Source organism: Sunxiuqinia dokdonensis (assembly GCF_001270965.1).
GTDB lineage: Bacteria > Bacteroidota > Bacteroidia > Bacteroidales > Prolixibacteraceae > Sunxiuqinia > Sunxiuqinia dokdonensis.
Window position 1 is genome coordinate 21,714 of record NZ_LGIA01000160.1, and the last position, 18,628, is coordinate 40,341.

14 protein-coding genes are annotated in these 18,628 nt (G+C 44.5%); 1 reads left to right on the forward strand and 13 read right to left on the reverse strand.

Going from position 1 to position 18,628, the window contains the following annotated elements:
• Positions 1-155 precede the first annotated feature (155 nt).
• The gene (locus NC99_RS12135) at positions 156-3,470 is read left to right on the forward strand and encodes a PAS domain S-box protein (protein WP_157624847.1); all 3,315 of its coding nucleotides are present in this window, start codon (positions 156-158) and stop codon (positions 3,468-3,470) included.
• Between the two features lie 205 nt (positions 3,471-3,675).
• On the opposite strand, the gene dinB is transcribed toward NC99_RS12135, so the two are convergent.
• The 13 genes from dinB to NC99_RS22120 form a co-directional block, all read right to left on the reverse strand.
• Entirely contained in the window at positions 3,676-4,749 is a 1,074-nt protein-coding gene (gene dinB / locus NC99_RS12140; protein ID WP_053184031.1) for a DNA polymerase IV, read from the reverse strand.
• Between the two features lie 528 nt (positions 4,750-5,277).
• The gene (locus tag NC99_RS12150; protein WP_053184035.1) at positions 5,278-6,333 is read right to left on the reverse strand and encodes a VOC family protein; all 1,056 of its coding nucleotides are present in this window, start codon (positions 6,331-6,333) and stop codon (positions 5,278-5,280) included.
• 32 nt (positions 6,334-6,365) lie between these two features.
• On the reverse strand, positions 6,366-7,160 hold the full coding sequence (locus NC99_RS12155; RefSeq protein WP_053184037.1) for an SDR family oxidoreductase: 795 nt from the start codon (positions 7,158-7,160) through the stop codon (positions 6,366-6,368).
• 123 nt (positions 7,161-7,283) lie between these two features.
• Positions 7,284-7,871 carry a CDP-alcohol phosphatidyltransferase family protein gene (locus NC99_RS12160; RefSeq protein WP_053184039.1) on the reverse strand — a complete coding sequence of 196 codons (588 nt, stop codon included), beginning with the start codon at positions 7,869-7,871 and terminating at the stop codon, positions 7,284-7,286.
• Between the two features lie 91 nt (positions 7,872-7,962).
• Positions 7,963-9,072, reverse strand: a complete 1,110-nt coding sequence (locus NC99_RS12165; RefSeq protein WP_053184041.1) for an SDR family oxidoreductase — start codon at positions 9,070-9,072, stop codon at positions 7,963-7,965.
• A 66-nt stretch (positions 9,073-9,138) separates the two neighbouring features.
• Positions 9,139-9,813: a phosphatidate cytidylyltransferase gene (locus tag NC99_RS12170; protein WP_053184043.1), complete on the reverse strand. Its 675-nt coding sequence runs from the start codon at positions 9,811-9,813 to the stop codon at positions 9,139-9,141.
• 12 nt (positions 9,814-9,825) lie between these two features.
• A complete protein-coding gene (locus tag NC99_RS12175; protein WP_053184045.1) occupies positions 9,826-10,554 on the reverse strand; it encodes a phosphatidate cytidylyltransferase in 729 nt (242 codons plus the stop codon).
• A 21-nt stretch (positions 10,555-10,575) separates the two neighbouring features.
• A complete protein-coding gene (locus NC99_RS12180) occupies positions 10,576-11,373 on the reverse strand; it encodes a sulfite exporter TauE/SafE family protein (protein WP_053184047.1) in 798 nt (265 codons plus the stop codon).
• Positions 11,374-11,378: 5 nt separating this feature from the next.
• Positions 11,379-11,981, reverse strand: a complete 603-nt coding sequence (locus NC99_RS12185) for a DUF6134 family protein (RefSeq protein WP_157624849.1) — start codon at positions 11,979-11,981, stop codon at positions 11,379-11,381.
• A 439-nt stretch (positions 11,982-12,420) separates the two neighbouring features.
• On the reverse strand, positions 12,421-14,868 hold the full coding sequence (locus tag NC99_RS12190; protein WP_053184051.1) for a DUF5686 and carboxypeptidase-like regulatory domain-containing protein: 2,448 nt from the start codon (positions 14,866-14,868) through the stop codon (positions 12,421-12,423).
• Positions 14,869-15,241: 373 nt separating this feature from the next.
• Complete coding sequence (locus NC99_RS12200) at positions 15,242-15,937, reverse strand: DNA-binding domain-containing protein (RefSeq protein ID WP_053184055.1); 696 nt, start codon at positions 15,935-15,937, stop codon at positions 15,242-15,244.
• A 58-nt stretch (positions 15,938-15,995) separates the two neighbouring features.
• Positions 15,996-18,245 carry a patatin-like phospholipase family protein gene (locus tag NC99_RS12205; protein WP_082326460.1) on the reverse strand — a complete coding sequence of 750 codons (2,250 nt, stop codon included), beginning with the start codon at positions 18,243-18,245 and terminating at the stop codon, positions 15,996-15,998.
• A 189-nt stretch (positions 18,246-18,434) separates the two neighbouring features.
• Entirely contained in the window at positions 18,435-18,602 is a 168-nt protein-coding gene (locus tag NC99_RS22120; RefSeq protein ID WP_162231210.1) for a hypothetical protein, read from the reverse strand.
• Between the last annotated feature and the right edge of the window lie 26 nt (positions 18,603-18,628).

Below are 18,628 nucleotides of genomic sequence, written 5' to 3' on the forward strand. Positions count from 1 at the left end.
TAAAACGCTGAGCTGGAGTGAGAATTAATCTGGTATTCATTTCGAACTCAGGTTAAATTCGATCTGACGCCGGGCCAAAAAAACAGGATAAAGCATGCACATAAAAGTGCCAAATTAAAATAATATTTCTATTTTCGTCCTGATTTGAGATTGAATTGGGATTAAGAAAGAAAGAGGAGAAGGCTATGTGGGAGAATGCCCAACACACAAACGGACAGGCAAACTTGGACGAAAATATTGAACATTTACGGGAACAACTGGAGCTGGAGAAACAAAAGAATGCGGACTTGCAAAGAGAGCTCATTCTTTTAAAACAGCACAATAGAGTCGACGATCCGGGGAATTTGGCCAAACCCGCTCATTGGGACACAATCGAGCGATCAAAAAGAAACAATCAGCCAATTTTACTTTGGGAAGAGGATTTTTCAGAAGTGTCTGCTTTCATTGAAAACCTCAATCGAAAAGGGATGACCGACCTCCGGCGCTATTTTCGATCGAATCCGAATGAGCTGGCCAGACTACTGAAAAAAATTAAGCGTACTTCGCTAACCCAAGTTAAGCAGGACATCAGTTTGGACAAAAATGCAGCTCATTTGGCCGAGGCCTATCCGACCGGTTTTTCTGATGTGCTGATTGACTTTTTCTATGCCATGCAGCAAGGCAAAGATTCGTTCAACTCGGAAGTCGCCTACACGATGCCAGATGGGAGTGCAGCGGTTCAGATCATTCAGTTTTCAGCGCTTACGGGTTTTCAGCATAATTACAGCCGCGTGCTGGTAGCCGTGGTCGACTGTACCGCCAACCGAATGACCGAACGCCAGTTGCACGAAACCAACGGCCAAATGAAGAACCTAATCGGAAACCTGAAAGGGACCGTCTATCGCTGTCAGTACAACCAAAACTGGACCTTGCTTTTTGTGAGTGAGTCCATTGCTGAGATGACAGGCTATAGCGCTGACGAGATACTCCATAACAATCAAATTTCATACACGGAGCTGATACACCCCAATGATTTTGAACGCGTGACGCAAAGCATCAAAACAGCAGTAGCAGCTGATGAACGGTTTGCTGTTGAATACCGGATCAGAACAAAATCCGGGCAGGAAAAATGGTTATGGGAACAAGGAATTGGTGTCAAAAATGCCGGGGGCACTGTTGAAACGCTCGAAGGTTACCTGCTTGATATTACCGACCGGAAAAAAGCCGAAGCGGCACAACTGGAAAGCGAAATGAAATACAAAAAGATGTTTCAGTCCAGTTCGTCACTCATCATGATCTCCACGGCTGAAGAACATTGCAAAATTCTGGAGGCCAACGAACGGTTTGAAGAAGTGACCGGCTGGCAGAAAGAAGAGTACCTGAAGCAATCCACGCTGCAGCTGAAACTTTGGGCAAATTTGAAAGACCGGGAAGAATATTTTCACTTGTTGAGAACCGAAGGATTTGTCAAGAATAAAGAATACGACTTCCGGCTGAAATCCGGCGAAGTACGCAACGGCTTGGTTTCTGGCCAGCTGATCAAGCTACAGGAGGGGCCGGTTGTACTGGGAATCATTACCGACATTACGGAGCAAAAAAATGCACAGATCAGGTTAGATAACGAGCGACTGCACTTGCGAACGGTGATTGAAACCATACCTGACCTGATTTGGCTAAAAGACCTGGATGGCATTTACTTGAACTGCAATCCCCGCTTTGAACAGTTTTTTGGAGCCAAAGAAGCCAAAATTGTCGGGAAAACCGATTATGATTTTGTGGATCGGGAACTGGCGGATTCCTTTCGAAAAAATGATTTGGCCGCCATGCACGCCAACCAGCCAACATCGAACCTGGAATGGGTAACCTTTGCCAGCGATGGCCACCGGGCCTTTTTGGAAACCATTAAAACACCCATGCGAAACGCTCATGGCGAGCTGGTGGGTGTCCTCGGCATTGCCCGGGACATCACCGAAATCAAGCAGCAGGAGGAGGAACTCAGACAGAGTAAAAATTGGTACGAAGCCATTTTCAACAACACGGGGACAGCCACCTGCATTGTCAATGAAAACAACGAGATTGTGATCATGAACGACATGTTTGAGCAGCTAACCGGCTTTGATCAAACCGATTTGGTCAACAAGACAAAATGGACTGATTATGTAATGTCCGAGGATCGCAACCGCATGCTTCAATTTCATAAAGAGCGTCGTGAAGCAGGAAAAAATCCGCCCAAACAATACGAATTCACGCTAATCAGCAAATCCGGAAGCCAGCACAACATTTTAATCAATATCGACCTGATTCCCGGAACAAGCATGTCAGTAGCTTCTCTGCTCGACATTACGCCTCGCGTGCAAGCTCAAAAAGAACTGAAACAAAGCCAGGAAAAATACCAGAGCCTGGTTGAGAATATCAACGATGTGATTTATGAGCTGGATGACCAATGGACAATCAGCTATATCAGTCCGTCAGTTGAATCAGTTACCGGATATCCGCCGGAATTCTACATCGGCAAGCATTTCATAGACGTTGTGGTGCCGGAAGATCAGGCAGTCGTGCTACAGGAGCATGAAAAACTCTTGCAAACAAACACAGTTTCGCCCTTTATCTTCCGGATAAAAACCAAAAACAAAAGTTTGGTTTGGATCCGGATTTCAGCACGACCAGTCGTTCACAATGGGCAACTGATTGGGTCGCGGGGCGTAGCCGTCAATGTAACACGGCAAAAAGCCATCGAGGCCGAGCTGATTCAAGCCAAGGAAGAAGCTGAGCAGGCCAACTATCTAAAATCGGCTTTCTTGGCAACCATGTCGCACGAGCTGCGCACGCCGCTAAACGCCATCATCGGTTTTAGCCAGCTAATGGATCACACCGTGCCCAAGAAAGAGATGATCGAAATGGGACAGATTATCTTCAACAGCGGTAATCATCTGTTGTCGATTATTGAATCGATCCTCAGCCTGACCCTGCTTCAGTCTCGCCAGGCCAAATTGCGAACCGAACAGTTTTTCCTGACCGATTTGCAAAAAACCTTGCAGTTTTATCTTGAAGCAGAACTGAACAAACAAAACAAGCCCGGGCTCAGCTGCGAATTTCAACAAATTAGCGACAGCCAACAAATTGAACTTGCTACCGATAAAACCAAATTGACCCAATTGCTAACCAACTTGCTTGGCAATGCCATCAAGTATTCCGACAAGGGCGTCATCCGGTTTAGTTACAAGATTGAAGATCGGCATATTCTTTTCTGTATAAAAGATGAAGGAATCGGCATTCCTCCGGACAAACTCGACATCGTGTTCGAACGCTTTCGCCAGATTGACGATACCAGCACGCGACGCCGTGGAGGTGTTGGCCTTGGACTGGCGATCTGCAAGGAAATTGCTGAATGGCGATATCTGGGTGGAATCCGAACTCAATCGAGGATCATCGTTCTACTTTCGTCTCCCTGGTGTTGTAAACAGGATTGGGGATTAGGGATTGGTTATTAGTCATTGGTTATTGGATATTGGATATTGGTCATTGATCGTAGATGCTGGCGACCGTAGGGAGTCCCGATTTCTCGGGAATGCTTGATCACTGCCCCCAACAATCGGAACGTCATTCCGATCCGTCAACCGCCGGACCGGAATCTGTTGGCTGATTGCCTGAATGCTAGCGACCGAAACCCGAAACTTGAAACTTGAAACTTGACACTCAAAACTCCAGCGTGAGCTGCACCGCTTCCTGCTGCGGTTCGTCAAAGTTCGACAAGGTCAGCCCAAGCAATCGCACGCCTTTGACAAAAGGCTCTTCATTTTGAAGCAACTGATTGGCTGTCTGGTGTAAAACAGCCTCCGAATCAATCTTGCCAAGCAAGGTTTTGCTGCGGGTAATCTGCTCAAAATCCGCAAACTTAATTTTGAGCGTCAAGGTGCGGCCATACTTTTGGGCCCGTTCCAACCTTCGCCAAAGCTCCTCCTCGATCTTTTGCATTTGCTCCATCAAATCGCGCAGCAAATAGTAGTCGGTTCCAAAGGTACGCTCGGCGCCCAGCGACTTGCGCTCGCGCGAAGAAATCACCGGCCGGTCATCCAAACCCCGCACAATGTTGTAATAATACACGCCCGACTTACCAAACTGCCGAACCAATTCTTGCTGGTCGAGCTGCTTTAAATCGGCCCCAAAGTAGATACCCTGCCGGTTTAGTTTTTCTGCCGTCACCTTACCGATGCCAAAAAATTTGCGCACTTCCAGTTTTTCGATAAAAGCTTCGGCCTCAGCTGGTGTAATCACGAATAAGCCATCCGGCTTTTTCTCATCCGACGCGATTTTTGCCAGGAACTTACAATACGAAACGCCCGCCGACGCCGTCAATCCGGTTTCGTCTTTAATTCGGCGTTTAATTTCGCGGGCAATCAGCGTGGCCGATGGTTTGCCCTTTTTGGCGAAAGTCACATCCAGAAAAGCTTCATCGAGCGAAAGCGGCTCCACCAGGTCGGTGTACTCGAAAAAGATCTGGCGGATTTGTTGGCTCACCGCCTTGTACTTGTCGAAGTTGCCCCGCACAAAGATCAAATCGGGGCACCGGCGCCTGGCCACCACCGACGGCATGGCCGATTTCACCCCAAACCTCCGGGCCTCATAGCTGGCAGCAGCCACCACGCCCCGGTTCGAATCGCCCCCCACAACCACGGGCTTACCACGCAGGTCGGGATTATCGCGCTGCTCCACCGATGCGAAGAACGCGTCCATATCAACATGAATGATTTTGCGTGCAGCTGCTTCCATTTTTTTGCTTGATGACCAAGACCAGTCAAAAGTAGAAAAAATTGTCGAGCCACTTATTTTCGACGTCCAACACGCCATTTTTCAAAAAAAAACGGTGCGAATTACATGATAATCCACAAGCTCTACTAATCAATATAAACTCGTTCGTCGGAGTTTCAGCCCCTTTTGGGCCCCAAAAAGTGCAGTTCATGAAAAAAAACAAAAATTGTTGGGATTTAAAATTACGATAACCTAAATTCATAGGCTCAACCTTTGAATCCTTGCTCAGAATGAAAAATACGCATGCGACCGATCGGCCAACACCTCCAAATCGATTTTCCCCAAATGGTACAATCATTCATGTTAACCGACTGGATTTAACCAACATCAAAACTCAGCTGAAACAATCAAAGGAAAGGCTTGAAAATAAAAACTCCCACCGAAGCGGGAGTATAGGTTGTAACACCTTCGGCATATAGCCTTATTGTGATAAGATGTAAAACAAGCAAGACTTTCAACCGCCGGATATCGAATTCCGGCGTTTTTTTTTTAGTCCTTCACCCGGTTAAAAGCCAGGGTGTTCACCATCCAGTCGGGCAATGATTTTTTGGGGTCTCTTCCTTTTAGATTCATAAACCAGCCAAGCTTTTCGATAATGGGCAGTTTGTGCGTTTCCACAAATTCGATGGGTGTGCCATCCGGGTCGGAGATGTAGGAGAAATGTCCGGCAGCGGTGCCCATATCAAAACTGTTGGCGCTGTTTACGGTAAATGGAAAGCCTTTCTGCTCACATTCAACTTTCAACAAATCCATGCCCACAATGTCGAAGCACAGGTGAATATAGCCGAGTTCTCCCCAGATCCGATCCTGGTAGATTTTCTTCGGCTGCCGGTCGATTGACTGAACCAATTCGATTTGTGTTGGACCCAGCAACTTACTAAAGGGGCCGGTTCGGGGCTTGTGCTTCAATAAAACACGCCGGTATTTTTGTTCTCCACCGGGTAGTGCTGCCAAATCAGCAAACTGTCCGGTTTCATCATAAACCACTTCGTCATAACGCAGGATATCGGCATATACCTGGAGGGATTTGTCCAGATTCGACACGCCGATCATCACGCCGGCCACACCACCGGTGACTGACTTTTGCTTCCGGTAATGATTATCCTCTGCCACCACTTCAAAAATATTGTTGTACGGGTCGCGCAGATAATAGTGCCAATGATTTTGCGGATCGCGGGTCAATCCACCCAAAATTTCCAAGCCATCAGCCTCGTGTTTTTCATAGGCTTTTAGAACATCCCGACACTTCATTTTGCAAACAAATATGCCCGTGTCGCCCAACTGAACATCAAAAACGGGAGGTTTTGGAGTCATGCCAGTATGTTGCCAGATTTCAAATCCACCGCCACCTTCCATGTTCATGGCCAAGGCAGCGTAACGCTCGCACTGCTGTCCGTTGGTATAAGGCAGCATGAGTTTCGCGGTTGCCGTATCTTCGAACACATTGATATCCATGCCAAACACCTTTCGATACCATTTCCATGCCTCTTGAGCACTTCTCACGCCAATTCCAACCTGTTGAATGCCACAAATATTTTTTTCCATATTACCTCTTATTTTAATGAAGCCGTATGGCTCTAGTTCTTGATTTTTGTAATGAGTCGATGGTACAAAGCCGGCAAAAATCGCCGAATATAAACCATCAGAATTTCCTTTTTCCCTACCAACAGTTCTTTTCTGTTTTGCTTAATGGCACGCACAATTTGATCTGCACACCGGTCGGCGCCCAAACCATGGGCCTGTCCTTCATCCATCTTGTTGTGTGACTGTCCATCTTTTGTGAGCGCATTTCGGGAGATGTTGGTTTTAATTCGCCCGGGCGAAACGATCGTAACCTGGATGTTATCGTTGACGAGCTCGGCCCGTAGTGCTTCGAAATAGCCCTGAACAGCGTGCTTGGAAGCGGAATAGGCTGTTCGCATGGGCACACCAAACTTGCCGGTAATACTACTCACCACCACCAGATGTCCCGACTGCCTTTTCAGCATGTGCGGCAAGATCAATTTGGTGAGCGCCACCACGCTAAAGAAGTTGATTTCCATGATACTTCGGTCATTGGTCAGCGGAGTTTCCCGGGCCAGTGACCGCTGGCTACGGCCCGCATTGTTGATCAACACATCGATTGAGCCGGCTTCTGCCAACACGGACTTGGTCACTTCTTCCAGCCGCTCAATCGCCGTCAGGTCCATTGGCTTAACCCAACATTTGGGGGTGAACTGCAAACATTGGGCTCTCACTTCCTCCAGCTTGGCCGCATTTCGCGCCGACAGCACGAGATAAGCTCCTTCTTTGGCCATTGCGTACGCCAGCGCCTCTCCTATTCCGGATGATGCACCAGTAATCCAGACCACTTTTTCTTTTAAACTTTTCATCGGCTAAGCACTGCGTTAAATCCTTGTTCTGCTTCTATTTTTCAACATAAAAACTGTCTTGAACGCTACATAACGGCCCGGCGTTCGTGGGAAAGTCCAGCGAAACCCGGTTCGAAATTCCAGTTATCGCTCTTCTTTCATCAGCCAATATAAGCCCTTCACGCCAATCCGGATATCGTCCAACTTCAACAAGACAAAAATCTTTTCAACGTAGGCCACTACGCCCCAACCAATGGCCAGGTAATACATCCAGGGATAAAATCCGAAAACAAACAAAACGAAGAAAAAAATACTCTGAATATAGCCGGCTGAAACGGCTGAATACAGGTGCAATCCGGGGATTTTTCCAAAACGAAAAAAGGACACCACATAACTTAAAACGAACACGGCCAGAAATAAATACAAGATCCAGGCGTGGGGAGCAATCTCTGTCCACTTAAAAATAAACAGGCCCAGCAAGGCCATCGCGTAGGTAAAAATATCGGCCAGGTTATCGAGCGCTGCTCCAAAATTGGTTTGAAGTTTAAAAAACCGGGCGATATTTCCATCGAGCACATCGCTGACCAAACTGATACACAAAAGAACAACAAACCAGCTTTCACGGCCGGTAAGCGCCATAAACAAGATCACCGGAAAAACAAGAAGCCGGTAAAGACTAATCAAATTGGGAACATTCAAAATATTTTCCCCTTTTACTAATAGTTGTTTCATGTTGAATTTTTATGGTTTTTCGTGAACTGCATTCGCGTGATTGGGCTCCAATGGAAAAACAAGCCACCGGCTGATGCCTGCCAATCGATGCCTAAACGGCATACCCCAGCTTTTGCTTTCCTTTTGTGCCGGACAAGCCAGCGATGAAATAACGAAGCATGCGTTCAACGGCTTGATCATCAATTTCATTTTCGATCCCACCCATCACCGAATCCAGGTTTTTCGTGTCAAAGGCCAGCTTGGTTTCGGCATAACCAATGGTGAATGACATGCCTTTGGAAATGATCCGCTCAAAGGCATCCATCTCGGATTCAGCCAAGCCCTTGACCGGGATAATCTCAATGGGCAGCAGCTGGCTGAGCGTACTTGAAATCAAGCTGTTCTTGATTGAATTCTTCGACACAAAATTCATAATCACCGGCACTTGTTCGGTTTCCACCGTTCGCATGAAAAACTTAACCACGGTATCAATCGGTATGAGGTTTTGGGTTGAATCCGGATCGACACCTACCCGGATTGTCTTATCGGGGTAGCGCTTGGCCAGGCCATAAATGCGTTTCGCAAAGTCAAAAATACCGTAGTCGGTTTTGGTCACCCCGGTCTCACCATGTCCCACAACCTGCGACAGGCGCAAGATATATCCATTTAAGCCAGCTTCATCCCGATATTTTTGTATGATATTTTCGGCCAGTCGTTTCGACTGCTCGTAGTAATTTCTAAAACTTGAAATTTCCTCGTCCGGATAAAACTTCTCTTCAAACAGACCGGTAAACTTTCCGCACGAATAGGCGGTACTGATAAAGAAAAAACGCGAGTCTGCTCCCGCATGCTTCCGGAAAACCCGAATGGAATTTTCCAGGCCATCGAGATTGGTTTTGAAAATCTCCTTCTTGGAGCGCGAATCGTATTTCAAGCTGGCTGCAAAGTGCAAGTAATCAACCTGGCCACCAAATATCGGTGCTAATTCGGCCCTCGGTATCGCCAAATCTTGGTCATCCAAAGAATAATCAAATACTTTCAGATTTTTCAGATCGACCGGCTCGCCACCATTCATCTCCGAGAGGGTGACCTGCAAACGTTCCTCCGGCGGGTATTTGTTTGCTCTGACAAAGGCAATCACCTCATAGTCCTCTAAAAGCAGTTGATTAATGAAATTAGCCGCAACATAACCATTGGCTCCATTGATAATTATTTTTCTCATGCTTCTTATTTTTCATTTTAGTGTGTTGGCTTCTCCAGGCTTAAAAATAGGGCATTAAATTGAATATTATAGAAACAAAATCAACATCAACACCACACTTAAAGGAATCGTAAGGTTATCTGAGCCCCTCCAGCTAATTAGTTCAGCCAATGTACTGGCTACGGCGATAGCCAGGGCCAGCCAAAAGGTTTTCAAATCGAACAGTTCCGTGTGAAAATAGATGGCGATGATGCTGGTGATAAAACTGGTTACCAAAAAAGCACCTGATCCCAGCCATGTTTTATTTAGTTTTTTCCCAAATAGCTTAATTCTACCGTTGTATTCCGTTATGTTGATGCCGAGGATTGCCGCCATGGGATCGCAAATCGCGAGAATCAACATGGGCAAAATGAACAGGAATTTGTTTCCCTGCAAATCGGCAATTAAAAAGGTGAGATAAATCGAAAGCGGCAACAGGTAGCTACCTATTGATTTTCGTTCGATATCATGAATGGACTTGAGCTGTTTACTGTACTGCGTGATGAACAACGCCGCAAAAAACAGCAGCGCCAGCACCAAAACATAACCATGCGAAGGGAAGATGTAAGGAAAAGGCACCACCGCCAGCGTAGCGGTAAAATGGGCGAACTTACGCGTGAATTCACCCTTAAGCCTGAGCCGCCTGTAGTTAATCTCGTTAAAGGCGAGCAACAAAACAATTCCAATTAAATAAACAAATGACAGTACAATAACATTCCCCATGCAAACTCCTTGTTAAAAATTCAACACATAAACCCAAAATGCGACCCAGGCTGCTCCGGCAATCAGGCTGTCGAATCGGTCAAGAAAACCGCCATGCCCCGGAATTAGATTTCCAAAATCTTTTGTATCAAACTTTCGTTTGTAAAACGAAGCCGACAAATCGCCGGCAAATGCAAAAACGACAATTCCGGCTGCCAATAACACCGACATGAAAAGCGTGCCTCCGTATAACGGGCTCAACAACAAACTACTCACCATTGCAACAAGAGCTCCGCCAACCAAGCCGCCCACCGTTTTTGCCGGGCTGATGGCCGGAAAAAGTTTTCGTTTTCCCCAAAGTTGCCCGGTTATTTGACTGAAACTATCAAAAATCGATAGAACCAGAAACGAAAACAAGATCAATTCCTTTTGAAGGCCACTAAAGAAATAGAATCCGGCAGCCAGAAACGTAAAAACAATTAATGCAACTGAAAAGAAACCTTTTTGTTTAAATCCTTCCTTGCCAAACAATTTCAGCAGCTCAAAAAAACCAACAAAAATAATCAGTACAGCCAGGTAGCGAAATACAAGCGGCTTCAACACAATACTAAAAAACAAGAGGTTAATAATTAAAAAGTAAGTCCCGAATTTCGTGTAACTTTTTCGCGCGGTGGCTGCATCTTTTTTCCGGTTAATCAGATAAAAAGCAATTCCGCCAAGGATAAAATAAGTGAGAATGATCAAGTATATCGTTTGAATCATTTTTCTTGTTTCTTAGTTTGATTAGCCAACAATCATCAAGACACCGATCGCGACCATCACGCCTGCATACAGATACCTGACTTTATTTTCGGAACGATCTGTTTTTACTTTCGTTAAAATTCTGGGCCCCAAAACCGCCCCCACGATTGAGCCGGCAGTTAAAAAATAGACCAGCATCAGGTCGATTTGTCCAACCAGCAAGTGGGCGCCAACCGCGAACAAGGTATTCACCAAAACGACCATCAGCGAAGTACCGATCACCAGTTTGAATGGGATGTTCATCGAAAACAAACCGGCCAAAACCGGCGCCGTTCCACTTGTTCCAAAGGTGCCGGTAATAAAACCGGCCAACAAGCCAAAGGCTGATCCTTTTGCCCTTCGTCGCCACCCGGGAGCTTCGGACGGAAATGATTTTCCGGCTTCGGCCCGCTTTTTCTTCCAGATACCCCGAACCATGCTCAGCGCAATGAAAATGGAATAAATGCCGAAACCGGCCTTGAGCTGCTCCGGGCTGACCATCCCGGTAACGCGTGCGCCCGCAAATGCACCCACAAGACCAGTGATCGAAAACAACAATCCAATGCGAAGATTGACATTCGTTTTGCGATGGTGCCCCAGTGCGCCAACCAAACAAATGGGCAGGGCAGCAACCAAGGAGGTGATAACCGCCGTTTGAGCCGGCACACCAATCAAAAGCGTGAGAATAGGAAGAAAGAAAAAACCGCCCCCGCCACCAAGCATGGTGCCGAACAGGCCAATCAGAAAACCAACCAGTGGCAGAATAAAATAAACAGGCTCAATGGAGGAATGAAAAATCATAAACTTCAGTTTTGGTGAGAACGTTCCATATAAATCGTCGCGATCGGGTGCTCAAGGATTGCTGTCTCCAAAATTCCATCTTTATAGTGATATTCGTTTGTTCGACGACCTTTGCGATCAGTAATCACATAGGTGTTGTCAGCAGTCGCCCGAATTGATTTCATTTCACCGTTCCGTTCGTTATACATTAGCGAATCCTGTTTTGGCTCGTTAAAATACAACAAACTTCCACTATAGGTAATATTTTCGTGCACCAATGTCGAATCCCCGTCCTTAATCAGCAGGTAGGCTTCGTCCATTCTCTTCAGTTGCGTATCAGAGTTAATACTGCCATTTTTCAGGGTTTGCACACGATACTTCGATAAATTTCCATTCTGGTAGTGGCTTTGTTGCGTGTACCTCACCTTGTATGTGAAAATTATTTTAACCTCAATGTCAGTCACTGCTTCCACACTTAGGTCTCCATCAACCAACTCTTGCGTAACCGCGAATTCCCCCACATTCATTCCTAAAACCCGAATTTGGTATTTGGCGGCGTCCCTTACTGGCTTTGCAAAAACACCTTCACCATATAGAATCAGGCTTAGTAAGATCAAAATATATTTCATTTGCATCATCATAAACTCGAAAAAAAAACTTACACAACTTTTTAAAATTAAACTCAACAGAATAAATAAACACTGTCTTTAAATTCCATGAATAAAAAACCAAACCACCTATCTATATTCAACCTTCTTCCCCACTATTCACCCTTCCTGCAGTCAATCCAGATTTCAATCAGTACCGAAATACGAAAAAATATTTTCCATCTCCAACAATTTCTATCCCAAAAATAAATCAGCTTCTCAAACTCATCCACTCTCATTCCTCTATCAGACTCGACTATAATGTTTTTTGTCAGACACGATAGAACTTCCCATACTAAAACGACGAATGAACCTTCTTTGGTAAAGGCATCAGCCTAAGTTGCCCCATCATAAAGATGCACCAGTAATCCAAACAACTATTCCTTTCAAATATTTCATCGCAATCCTTTCGCATAAAAATTCAGAAACTCATTTCAGCTCTAAAAAATATACCTCCTCGGTCAGCAAAGCTACTATGAGCATAGGTACTCCCGAGCTGATGCACATATTCCACCCGTAATACTTTGAATATATTGGTTAGCCCGAAACCGATTTCGGCATAGGGCGAGTTTTGTTTGTTGTTATAAAATTGGGGTAAGTCGAAAACGCCCGTATAAGAATCGCCCAAATCGCCATAATGGCATTTCAACGACACAATTTCACGTAGTTTGAGTGTCCTAATCAACGGTATTTTATTCAATATGATACCGCCACCATTTAAATGCATATGCAAATTGGTATAAATATTATGCGCGAATGATGCATGATGCAACAAGTTGAAACTGTATTTGGCATATCCGAAAGACATGGAACCAACCGGTTGATCCAGCAAATTGAAGGGAGCATCGCCAAACAAATAGCCGGCATCCAGCATGTAGCTTACAAAAACCTGTCGCATTAAAATTCGCCCTTGGATTGAGCCATGAAAATGATAATATAGATCAAAATGCTCCGTCGCGTTATCGGGAATAGTGGTTTGGCCGATATCGAAACTTAAATTGATTACCGGAGTGGGTGTACTATAATAAACTCGATCGAAAAAGAATTTATCGTAATGTTGTCCAAATGCGATTCTCGTATTGAAAAGCACACCATAATTTTTATAATTATCGTAAACCAATTCATCTCGTGAAAATTGAACGTAGGGTGTACTGCTAGTGGAAGTGAAATAGGGCGACGCTTCAAAATGAATATCGCTGGGCGTGTTGTACTCAAACCTGAACGCTATGGTCTGTTCTTCCAGTAAATATGGAATTTTCTCACTCGCTGTGAAAGCTGCAATAAAATTGGAGTTTCCTTTGTTATTCGGATTGTTTTTAATAAAACGCAAATATTTATTCTGTGAAACCAGATTGTAATCGTTTGCATACTGAACGCGCATAAGAAACTTATCAGTGATCCCTGGTTGATAGACTAGGTTCACTCCGTATTTGAATTCCTTATTGCGGGTTCCGTACCCCAGAAAGCCACCAACTGAAAATTTCTTAAACATCTGTTCGCTAGTTCTAATTGGAACCGTAAAGCGGCTGCCTTCAATCCGGTTGGTACTGTAGATATCGAACGCCGGCCCCAGATCAATTTTTCCTACATTAAAGTAGCTGGTCAAAGCCAGTCCCCCGATCTTGTCAATTCCTTTTATTACTTCTTGACCCTTTAGTTTATCGATCTGGGAATACGAATCAGCCCCAAATTGGCTCGATACAAATTCAGGCTGCTTGCCCCAATCACTTGCCTCAATTTTGTTCAGTCGTCCGGAAGTTGAGTAATGAATTGATTTATTAATTAGCCAATTGCCATTTGATATATTATCGGCGCGTTTTGAGCTATAATTTGATAGCGAATCTTTGTTTAAAGTGAGGGACATGTTTAGCTGGACTCTTTGTTCGTCGTAAAACCAGCTACCATCAGGTAGCTTTAGGTAGTCAACACGACCTTTAAAGCCATTAACAAAATTCAGGTTTGCCTGCCTGGCAATGTAAACATCAATTTCAGTTAAAGCAAAGCTTCCGTCTTCGACTACAAAATGGCCCGAAAAAAGTGGATTGTATTTGTTCTTCGGTGCAAAAGAAAAGTTAAAGAATTTTCTGTCATCAACAACAGTGCTGTCATTGAGGTACAAATTGTAGTACAACAAAGCAGAACTGCTTAAGGGTGAAATAAATCCCCTTTCCATGATGTTCACCTGATCTTTGTAAAAATCAAGGTCGACAGAAACATTAAGTAAGATCAGACTTTCGATCGCTTGGTTGATCCGGGGGAAAATCCCATCTTCCTTATTAAAAAGTGTATTTACACCATCATGTGTCATGTCTTGTGCCTGTTCGGCCATGTAAACTGGCGAAAAACGAATCCTCCCATTATCCGATTCCACCGTCACCTCGTTAAAGTTATCAATCAGGCGAGTAATACTGGAGGTGGTGTCTACTGCAACATAGACCGTGGTATTTGTGAGTGTTTTATAATTCTCCTCATTCAGTATTCGACGCCTGTTTGCTTTCTTGTGTATCTGAATGAGGTTGAACAAAACCTTAGCCCGCTCCATTTCCGGTTTCACGGTTACTTCTCCAACTTTTTGCACGTGTTCTTCCAGATAAACAACCAAAGGCTTATCTCCAATTTTTATCACTGGGATTTCCTTCGGAAAATACCCTATCGTAGAGACGTATAGCGTATCGTCGTCTCCAACTGCCAGTTTGAAAAAACCGTCTGTATCTGCCATGATTCCATTGGTGGTACCTTTAATCAACACATTGGAAAAGGGAATGGGGTCATCGCTTTTGGCATCTTTCACGTAGCCGGATATTTCCCTGGCACTGAGGGGAAGATAAGTGATCGTTAAAAAGAAGATCATGGTGAACTTGTAAAACATGGGCTTCAAACTATTTGCTTATTACCAGTCATTTTCGTTTAGGCTACTATCAATAAATGCAACAAAACGCTTAATCTCCTCCGATGTATTTAGAAGATAACCATCACCAAATTTCGATGAATAGATCAGATGGTACAGCAGTCTGATTTTCTTTAGAGATGGATACTTCAACATGCCAAGCGCCTCTGCGTATAGTTCGTTTCGATGCTTTGCTGTGTCATTCATAAGCGTGGAATTTTCCTGTTATAAAAAGCTCAATGCAAGCTAAGTCGGGCTATTTTACAGACTGTAGCCCATTGTGATTGTAGATGATAGTCTATTCTTCCAGTGGACTCTAGTCCACTGGAAGAATTTAAAGATTAAGATAAGCATACTAAACTGTCAACAGATCTTTCAACACGCCTTTCTTTATCATCTTATTTCCCTTAGGCAAAATACGCACCTCTAAGGTATATTCTCCGGCAGCAAGTTCCTGTGGAATTAAGAATACCACCTGAGAACTCGTCATCGTGATGATTTTGCTCACCCGGTTGACAGCACCATTGGCAGCTATAAAAAAAATACCTTGCTCGTCATCTTCCATGTTAAATTTGAGGCGTACACCCTGCAATATCGCTGTACCGGTCGGGGTAATTATATTATTTACCGTATCGGATGCAATATCCTCAAAGTCATTAGGAATCGGATCGCTGCTCAATGGTTCTACTTTCTCAAATTTAAGGTCATTGGCAGTTTGGTTGTAGAATTTACCAAGCTTGACGTTAAATTTAACCTGGTGTCGCGATGGGTCAAATGAATCAGCTTTATCCCGGAATACACCCTGTATAACAGGCCGGGCATTAATAAAACCCGTATTGATCCCAAAGCCTTGTTTCAGAAAATACTCATGGGCTTCAATAAGCTCCTGATAGTTCGCCTTTGCTTCGGCCGTTGTGATCCCGGATCCTTTGCGGGTCATATACTCAAAAATTTCGCTCTCCGTTACCGCTTCGTACCCGGTTACCTGGGCACGGCAGTCGTTTGGATCTTCCGTCATCGGATTGTCGATTAAATAATACTTGATTTTCATACGGCATTAATTTTATGGTTTATAATTAAAAAATGATATGCTTGACAGGGTAAAACATTTAAAACCAATATCCCAGGTTAGCTGAAAAAGTCAGATCATTGTTTAAATTGGAATAGCCAAATCCAATATCTACCGGCCCTACCATTGTTTTCATTGAATATTTGATGCCACCACCATGTACCATGCTCGCCTCAATCCAATCGGTCGGTAAACTTCCCTGCTGCAGCACGTTGTACATGAATGAAATGTATTGCGATCCGGAAAGTTTCAAACGAAGCCCCAGTAATCCTATGGCAGCATAACGCTCTCCCACGGCAACCGGAGGTATTCCGTAAAAAGGAAGATGATAACTAAAATATTGCGAGTAGGAATCTCCACCAATAAACGTCGATTTTGTCATCAGATAATCGGGACTAAACAAAGCACGACCATATAGATTGAATAAAAGGGCAGTGTTATGCCTAAAAGGAATTACATTCTTCATTTTTAGAAGAAGGGCAGAATTGACTTTTTCGTCCTTAAAATCTGCATCCAAAGAGAATTCAGCATACAGGTTTGTTCCCTTTGACGGGAAGTAAAAATCGTCCATGTTGTCCAGTGAAAAATACGAGTAAACATTGGTGTTAAACCGGTCCACTTTTGCTGCTGAAACATCAGGAAAGCTGTTGCTCTTAATAAAAGCATCGCCACTAAAATATTCCTCCTGAAGGCCAAGCCCGAAATTGTACCGCCTTAGAAAAGACTGGTATAGGTAAATTGCCCCTGATGCATAAAACAGATCTGCATTAACAAGTTTGGTTCCTTTTTCATAGATGTTGTAATTCTGATACTTGCCCCTGATTTCTGCTCCTGCGGTGGGGAAGTCATTTTTATTTGTTTCAGCCATCATGCTAAATCCCGGATTGGCCGACAATTCAGCGGTGGCAGATAAAAGTCCGAATGTATTCGAGTAGTTTTTTCGGGTTACGTTTAAAAGCAAGGCCGCCGCATCGGTTGTATTGACCTTGAAGCCAATATTCATGGAAAATTCTTTCTCAGTAGTAATAATCAACTCCAGTGTTTTTCCACCATTGGTGTGATCATTGAGCGTGAAATAAATCTTTTCAAAACCTCCGTAACCGTAAATACGGTCAATGGCATTTTTGATTTCCTCATAGGAATAATTGCCTGGAACCGGCAAATTGAGCCTTTTCAGAAGAAATGCTTCGTTTATCTGTTTGGCCCCTGTCAGATTCACGTCATCGATCTCCCATTTTTCAGGAGCGATGAATTCGCGTGATTTTTCCCTGGGCCTTAGCTGGTATTTTTCTTTCAGTTCCCTCAGTTGGTCCCGTACCAGCCCGGCAGCTTCTTCCCCGCGCAGGACCAGGGTGTCTGCAGCTTCACCCGTAAAGCTCGAAACGGAGTAGCCAGTAATATCGGGCCGGATGGTCAAATCGCAAAGGCCGCTATTGGCAGCGCCTTTTTCCATTCCCAGGAAATTGACCATCTGACCAACGATCTCGCCCATCGACTTGATTTCTTTCCGGGTATAAAAACCACCCCTGATATCGACACCGATAATAATATCGGCCCCCATTTCTTTCGCCACGTCGGTAGGGAAATTATTTACAATTCCTCCGTCAACAAGGATCATCCCATCTCTTTGGGACGGCCCAAAAACCCCGGGGATGGCCATGCTTGAGAACATGGCCGAAGGTAAAAAGCCATTCTTCATCACCACTTCCTCCCCGGTTTCAAGGTTTGCCGCCACGCAGGCAAACGAAATGGGCAATTTTGTAAAATCGGCATCTACGGGAACATTTCCTGCCAACCCGCAAAACAGGTTCATCACATTTTGTCCTTTGATGACCCCCAGGGGAAGGCTTAATTTTTTGTTATCGCCATACGGGAGTGAAAACAGGTACCGCTGACGGAGCTCCTTATCATTTTCTGACAAGTATAGGCGGGGAACACCGTCCGACAAAATGGCTTCCCAATCTTGCTTTTCAATAATTTCGTGGATCTCATCGGCCCGATATCCGATTGAATAGAAGCCTCCAATCAAGCTGCCGATACTGGTGCCTACGATGATGTCGATGGGAATTCCTTCTTCCTCCAAAACTTTCAGCACACCGATATGGGCAAAGCCTTTGGCCCCACCGCCGCTCAAAACGACTGCAACTTTAGGATAAGGAACTTGGCAAGGGGCGGATTGGCTCCGGTTCACAATTCTTCCCGAAATGTTTGTTTTGTGCGCAAATACGGTGGCCTGACTGATAAAACTAAGGCAAATAGTCAGGGTTATTATTATTGTTAAGTGTTTCATGCCAGCAGTTGTCAACGTTTAAAAAATCTACTAAACCTTTAATATCTTCCTCAGAGTTAATTAAATACTCATCTCCAAGCTTCAGTGAATAGATGTGGTGAAAAAGCAGGGAAACCTTTTGTGCATTCGGACTGGTAAGCTCATATAGGGCCTCAGTATAAATATTGTCCCGTTGTTTGCAGATGCTTTTCATATGATGTCAGTATAATAGAATAATTCCACCTGTGAATTACTCATGGTAATGATTTTGCTTACCCGGGTGGCCGTGCTATTGGCCGCAATGAAAAAAATACCCTGATCCATCTTCATTCCTCTCCTTCTTCGGGCATATATAAATTGCCGGTAACGTTTTCCCATCGTGTTTTTAATACCTCAAAGTTGGC

What these genes read in the sequence shown, in the direction of transcription:
- dinB (WP_053184031.1), bottom strand. Translation starts at nt 4,749, where the DNA reads ATGGAAGCAGCTGCACGCAAAATCATTCATGTTGATATGGACGCGTTC.
- NC99_RS12150 (WP_053184035.1), bottom strand. Translation starts at nt 6,333, where the DNA reads ATGGAAAAAAATATTTGTGGCATTCAACAGGTTGGAATTGGCGTGAGA.
- NC99_RS12155 (WP_053184037.1), bottom strand. Translation starts at nt 7,160, where the DNA reads ATGAAAAGTTTAAAAGAAAAAGTGGTCTGGATTACTGGTGCATCATCC.
- NC99_RS12160 (WP_053184039.1), bottom strand. Translation starts at nt 7,871, where the DNA reads ATGAAACAACTATTAGTAAAAGGGGAAAATATTTTGAATGTTCCCAAT.
- NC99_RS12165 (WP_053184041.1), bottom strand. Translation starts at nt 9,072, where the DNA reads ATGAGAAAAATAATTATCAATGGAGCCAATGGTTATGTTGCGGCTAAT.
- NC99_RS12170 (WP_053184043.1), bottom strand. Translation starts at nt 9,813, where the DNA reads ATGGGGAATGTTATTGTACTGTCATTTGTTTATTTAATTGGAATTGTT.
- NC99_RS12175 (WP_053184045.1), bottom strand. Translation starts at nt 10,554, where the DNA reads ATGATTCAAACGATATACTTGATCATTCTCACTTATTTTATCCTTGGC.
- NC99_RS12180 (WP_053184047.1), bottom strand. Translation starts at nt 11,373, where the DNA reads ATGATTTTTCATTCCTCCATTGAGCCTGTTTATTTTATTCTGCCACTG.
- NC99_RS12185 (WP_157624849.1), bottom strand. Translation starts at nt 11,981, where the DNA reads ATGAAATATATTTTGATCTTACTAAGCCTGATTCTATATGGTGAAGGT.
- NC99_RS12190 (WP_053184051.1), bottom strand. Translation starts at nt 14,868, where the DNA reads ATGTTTTACAAGTTCACCATGATCTTCTTTTTAACGATCACTTATCTT.
- NC99_RS12200 (WP_053184055.1), bottom strand. Translation starts at nt 15,937, where the DNA reads ATGAAAATCAAGTATTATTTAATCGACAATCCGATGACGGAAGATCCA.
- NC99_RS12205 (WP_082326460.1), bottom strand. Translation starts at nt 18,245, where the DNA reads ATGAAACACTTAACAATAATAATAACCCTGACTATTTGCCTTAGTTTT.
- NC99_RS22120 (WP_162231210.1), bottom strand. Translation starts at nt 18,602, where the DNA reads ATGGGAAAACGTTACCGGCAATTTATATATGCCCGAAGAAGGAGAGGA.